Raw genomic sequence first — 3,488 nt, 5'->3', positions numbered from 1 at the left:
CGGGACAGGCTGGGGACATGGCGCTGAGCCCGAGGAGGCCCGTCGCATCTTCGACGCCTATGCGGACGCCGGCGGCAACTTCATCGATACGGCCAACGGCTATCAGTTCGGTCAATCCGAGGAAATCCTGGGCGATCTGCTGGCTGGGCGGCGCGACGATTTCGTGTTGGCCACCAAATTCACCATGCGGACGGACCCCGCGGCCGGTATTCTGGTCACGGGCAATAGCCGCAAGGCCATGGTCTCATCGGTCGAGGCGAGCCTCAGGCGGCTCAAAACCGATCGCATCGATCTCTATTGGGCTCACATGTCGGACGGAGTCACCCCGGTCGAAGAAGTCGTGCGCGGCTTTGACGATCTAGTCCAGGCCGGCAAGATCCTTTATGCGGGTCTTTCCGACTTTCCCGCCTGGCGGGCGGCGAGGGCCGTCACCATTGCGGAATTGCGCGGAGCCGCCCCTATTGCAGGTCTTCAGGTGGAGCACAGCCTCGTCGAGCGAACGACCGAACTGGAACTCCTGCCTGCAGGGCAAGCGCTCGGCCTCGGCATCGTGGCCTGGTCACCGCTTGGCGGCGGCATGTTGACCGGAAAGTACCGCAAAGGCGAGAAAGGCCGCGCGGAGGGTTTCGGCGGCAGGGTATTCCAAGCCGAAGATTCCGCGCAGCGTACTGCCATCCTCGACACCCTGATCGCGGTTGCGAAGGACGCCGGAGTCACGCCCAGTGAAATCGCCATCGCCTGGGTTGCGGCCAAGGGCTCGCTCCCGATCATCGGACCACGCACGCTGGCTCAGCTCGAAAACAACCTGGCTGCGGCAAAAGTAACGTTGTCGCCGGAGCAAATTGCACGCCTTGATGAGGTGAGCGCGACGCGACCGATCTTCCCCTACACGGTGCTCAATGATCCCGAGACCAGGCAGGGCTTCACGGGTGGCAAGGCCGACCGCTTCGACGCGCCGGCCGAAGCAGTCGCCTGAGGTATCCGCCAGCGCCTCCGCGCCGGCTTGGATTCCCGGGCCGGCGCCCCCAGCCACTGACCCTCGCACCACCAGATGCGCGCCGCCAGACACCCTTGGCGACACGCCGCGCGCCGGCGAGCCGGAGCACGAGGCGGACAGCGGCACCTGGAATTCTCCAGCCGCGGCCCCGGGAAGACGTCATCAGGGACAACCTGCGACGGCTACGGCCTGCTTGAAATAAGGCGGCGGAGGCTGCCAAGGATTGATCCTCGGCCACATGCGCTTACAGAGCCGGACCCAACCGTACCGGGCTTCCGTCATAGAAGCGCGGCAGCCGGAAGCGGCTGAGGTCGTGGCCGGTGTCGTTTCCCTGGATCATGTCGGAGACGACGCGGCCCATGCCGGGCCCGATGCCGAAGCCGTGGCCGCTCATTCCGGTCGCCACGAAGAGACCGCCGATCGCCTGGACCCGATCGACGACAGGGACGACATCGGGCATGGCGTCGATCATGCCGCCCCAGCCGACCTTCAAGCGCGCTTTCTCGAACTGGGGAAAAAGCTGTTTGAAATTGCGCTCTGTCGCGCGCAGCCGGGCCGGTTCGGGGGCCGGGTTGAGCACCCGCATTCTCTCGAAGGGACTCTCTTCATCCGGCGCCCAATCGCGCGGCGTCGACCAGCCGTCCGGGTAGCCTGACGGCGCGAACGGGAAATAGCGCGCTCCGAACGGATCGTTCCTGAGGGCGGGGATATATTTGGTGGCATGCCGAAATGCGTCAGGCCCGAGGTAAAGCAAATGGCTGCCGCCGCCGGCGAGCGTGTATCCGCCGTCCTGTCTGCGCCGGAAAGCGATGTGGTCGTCGGCGGCCGCGCCTGCATAGATCTCGGGCAAGGGCTCGGTCGCGGCTACGGTTACCCGGACGCTGAGCTGGGGGATGGACACGCCGTGCCGCGCCAGGAACAGGGACGACCAGGCGCCGCCCGCGACCAGCACGGTGGAGGTCTCGATATATCCCGCCTCGGTCCACACGCCCCTGATCCTGCCGGCCTCGATGTCGAGGGTGCGCGCCGCGCAATTCTCGACGATCCTGGCGCCTTTTCGCGCGGCAAGCCGGGCCAGCGCCGGCACCGCCAGCCAGGGTTCCGCGCGCATGTCGGAGGGCGTCGTCATCGCGCCCTTGAATCTGCGCGACATGCCGGTGATGAGCTTCGCGGTTTCGTCCGCATCCAGGAGACGTGTGTCGAGCCCATGGATCGCGGCGATCTTCATGAACGCTTCGAAGCCGGCCATGTCCTTTTCGGTGTTGGCCAGATAGGTCACGCCTGTCTGGGTGAGCCCGATGTCCTCGCCGCTTTCGTCGGCCAGTTGCCGCCACAGGCGGATAGCCTCGATAACGATCGGCAGTTCGTCCGCGTCCCGTCCCTGCTTTCTGATCCAGCCCCAATTTCGCGAGGACTGCTCGGCAGCGACGCGGCCCTTTTCCAGCAGCGTCACCGGAATGTTGCGGGCGGCAAGGAAAAGCGCCGTCGTTACGCCGATGACACCGCCACCGACGATCATCACTTCCGAAGTCTTCGGCGGCGGCCCAGGGTACTGGATTGGATCCGCTTCGGTGAACGGGAATGTGGGCAAATGGCGCACCCTGAAGGATCGGTTGACGGTCCAGGCTTACCGGTTGTTGCCGTCCAAGATCAGGAGCAGGCGAAGGCGGATCGTTGTCCCACGAGGTAAAAACAGCCCGAAAGGCGGCGGCTGGCTAGGCTGTTGGATCCTGCCCTAGACCGGCGCCCCTGCCACCGATCCCCGCACCACCAGATCCACCGGCCACACCTCGCCGCGCGCGCCCTCTTCCAGTCCCGATATGCGCGCCGCCAGCCGCTCGGCGACGCGCGCGCCGGCAAGGCGGATCGAGGAGCGCGTCGTCGACAAAGGCACCGGGAAATTTTCCGGCCGCAGCCATGGGAAGACGTCGTCATGGGCGATCAGCGACAGGTCGCCCGGTATCGTCAGGCCAAGATCGCGCACGGCGCGCACGACGCCCAGCGCCATGATCAGACTGGAGCAGACGATCGCCGTCGGCGGCTCACTGTCCTCAAGCAGGCGGCGGGCGGCGCGATAACCGTTTTCCTCGGTCATGGTCACCGAGCGGATGAGACGCTCGCCGAGCGTCATCCCGCTCGCGACAAGCGCCCGGCGCATGCCGCGCTCGCGGTGGATGGCGAAGGTCTCGCGCTCATTGCCGTTGATCAGCGCCAGGCGCTTGTGGCCGAGCTGAAGCAGCAGCCGCGCCGCTTCGTGGAAGGCGCCCTCATTGTCGATGTCGAGATAGGGATAATCGAAATCCAAACCTTCGCTGCGGCCATGGGCAATGAAGGGTATGCCCAGCGTATTGACCAGGGCCAGCCGCCGGTCGGCCGGACGCGGCGAGGAGATGTAGACGGCGTCGACCTGCCGGTTGGCGACGATGCGGCGGTAGGTGGTCTCCTCATCGTCGGCATCAGCGGGCGACAGCACCAGGTCGAGTTCGTGCGA

Annotated in this window: 3 protein-coding genes; 1 reads left to right on the top strand and 2 read right to left on the bottom strand. The window is 65.9% G+C overall.

Annotated features, from left to right (window positions below; translation table 11 throughout):
- On the top strand, positions 1-976 hold a 976-nt coding region (locus EOA27_RS27965), incomplete at its 5' end, for an aldo/keto reductase (protein ID WP_145970572.1).
- Between the two features lie 265 nt (positions 977-1,241).
- Here the strand turns inward: EOA27_RS27965 and EOA27_RS27960 are convergent.
- Positions 1,242-2,588, bottom strand: coding sequence for an FAD-binding oxidoreductase (locus EOA27_RS27960; RefSeq protein WP_126079918.1), 1,347 nt, complete (start codon positions 2,586-2,588; stop codon positions 1,242-1,244).
- Between the two features lie 144 nt (positions 2,589-2,732).
- Positions 2,733-3,488 (bottom strand): substrate-binding domain-containing protein (locus EOA27_RS27955; protein ID WP_127257768.1); only part of this gene is annotated, 756 nt, incomplete at its 5' end.

Origin of the sequence: Mesorhizobium sp. M2A.F.Ca.ET.037.01.1.1 (assembly GCF_003998075.1) — a bacterium.
GTDB lineage: Bacteria > Pseudomonadota > Alphaproteobacteria > Rhizobiales > Rhizobiaceae > Mesorhizobium.
Note: the sequence above shows the minus strand (reverse complement) of the source record. Positions and strands in the feature narration are given on the sequence as shown.